Source organism: Myxococcus sp. CA033 (assembly GCF_013336625.1).
GTDB lineage: Bacteria > Myxococcota > Myxococcia > Myxococcales > Myxococcaceae > Myxococcus > Myxococcus llanfairpwllgwyngyllgogerychwyrndrobwllllantysiliogogogochensis.
On sequence record NZ_JABUMU010000059.1, the window covers coordinates 1 to 2,146 of the forward strand.

The 2,146-nt window shown below is 68.0% G+C and carries 1 protein-coding gene; it reads right to left on the reverse strand.

Going from position 1 to position 2,146, the window contains the following annotated elements; all coding sequences use genetic code 11:
• Positions 1-2,146, reverse strand: a 2,146-nt coding sequence (locus HUA78_RS45600) for a condensation domain-containing protein (RefSeq protein ID WP_254624264.1), incomplete at both ends; no start/stop codon positions are given.

Below are 2,146 nucleotides of genomic sequence, written 5' to 3' on the forward strand. Positions count from 1 at the left end.
ACCCCCGCCCCGCCCAGGTGCCACGCCAGCTGATTCGCTCGCTTCTCCAACTGCGCGTACGTCAGCTCCTCCCCCTCGAAAACCACCGCCACCGCCTCCGGCGTCCTCCCCGCCTGCGCCTCCACCAACTCGTGCGCGCAGACCTCCCAGCGTGGGCCCGTGGCTGAAGGGTTCCACGCCTCCAGCACGAGGCGTCGATCCGCTTCCGAGACGAGCGGCAATTCGGACAAGCGGTGGAGCGGGTTGGCGACCGCACCTTCGAGGAGCCGTTGCAGGTGCGCCACCAGTCGCTCCGCGGACGCGGGCTCGTAGAGGTCGGTGCGGTACTCCAGCGTTCCGGTCAGACCGGTGGGCGTCTCGCGCAGCATCAACGTGAAGTCGAACTTCGCGGTGCCACTGTCGACGTCCACGGACTCGAAGGAGAGTCCCGGAGTGGCGAGCTCCATGGGCGGGGTGTTGAGCAACACCATCGCCACCTGGAAGAACGGCGTGTGCCCCGGCTGCCGTTCGGGCTGGAGCACCTCCACCAGCTTCTCGAAGGGCACATCCTGGTGCGAGTACGCCCCCAGCGTCGTCTCACGCACGCGTCCCAGCAGCTCGCGGAACGTCGGGTCTCCCTTCAGCTTCGTGCGCAGCACCAGCGTGTTCACGAAGAAGCCGATGAGCTCTTCGGTCTCCATCTGCTGGCGACCCGCGATGGGTGCCCCCACGCAGATGTCTTCCTGTCCCGAGTACCGCGACAGCAACGCCTGCAGTCCCGCGAGGAGCCCCATGAACAGCGTGGCGCCCTCGCGCTGGCACAGGCTCACCAGGGCCCGGGTGAGTTCCCGTGAGAACTCCACCTTGATCACCGCGCCTGGATTGCGAGCATCCAGGGCACGCGGATGATCGGTGGGAAGCTCCAGCAATGACGGTGCACCCTCGAGCTGCTGCTTCCACCAGGAGAGCTGTCGCTCCAGGACATCGCCCTGGAGCCACTCTCGCTGCTGGACGGCGTAGTCCACGTACTGAAGGCCCAGCTCCGACAGCGGGGAGTGTCGCCCCACGCTGTACGCCTCGTAGAGCGTGACGACCTCGCGGATGAGCACGGCGATGGACCAGGCGTCCGCGATGATGTGGTGCATCGTCACGAGCAAAAGGTGCTCGTGGACATCCAGTCGCACCAGCCCCGTGCGCAGCAGGGGGCCGCGCGTCAAGTCGAACGGCCGTCGGGCCTCGGCCCAGACCAGCCGCAGCGCCTCTGCTTCCTTCTCGGACTCCGGCAGTGGCGCCAGGTCTTGAAGCGGCAGCCGCATCCGCAGGGGCTCGCCTCGCGAGATGACCTGGACCGGCTTGCCCTCACGGGACTGGAAGACGGTGCGCAAGGACTGGTGGCGTCGCACCAGTTCGGTGAAGGCCCGCTCGAGCGCCTGCACATCCAGCGCGCCCTTCAACCGGAGCGCGGCGGGGATGTTGTAGAGGGGACTGCCGGGCCTGTACTGGTCCAGGAACCAAAGCCGCTGCTGGGCAAAAGAGAGCATCTCTTCCTCCGTGTCTCCCTGCTCGTTGGAACTACGGAACCGCGCACGCGCTCGCGCGAGCATCGACTGCGGAGCGTTGCCAGGCTTGAGCCGGACATCCGCCTCGATGCGCTTCGCGAGCGCCGCGACAGATGGCGCTTCAAAAAGAGTCCTCAAGGGAACCTCGGCCTTGAGCAAGGCGCGGATGCGCGCCACCAACTGGGTTGCCAGCAGGGAGTGGCCGCCCATGCTGAAGAAGCTGTCGGTGACGCTGACGCGCGGCAACTTCAGCACCGCCGCGAAGGCCTCCGCCAACTGCACCTCCAGCGCGTCCCTCGGTGCCACGAAGGGCGCCGCGCCCCGCAGGCTCTCCACGTCCGGCGCCGGCAGCTTGCTTCTCGCCAGCTTCCCGCTCGGCGTCAGCGGCAGTGCCTCCAGCTTCATCAGCGCAGGCGGAACCATGTGCTCCGGAAGCTTCCGCGCCAGCGCCTCGCGCAGCACCTCCGGCTCCCACTCCACACCCTCCCCCAGCACCACGTACCCCACCAGCCTCTTGTCCCCCGGCGCGTCCTCGTGCACCCCCGCCGCCGCGTCCCTCACTCCCGCCAATTCCCTCAGCGCCGCCTCCACCTCCCCCAACTCCACCC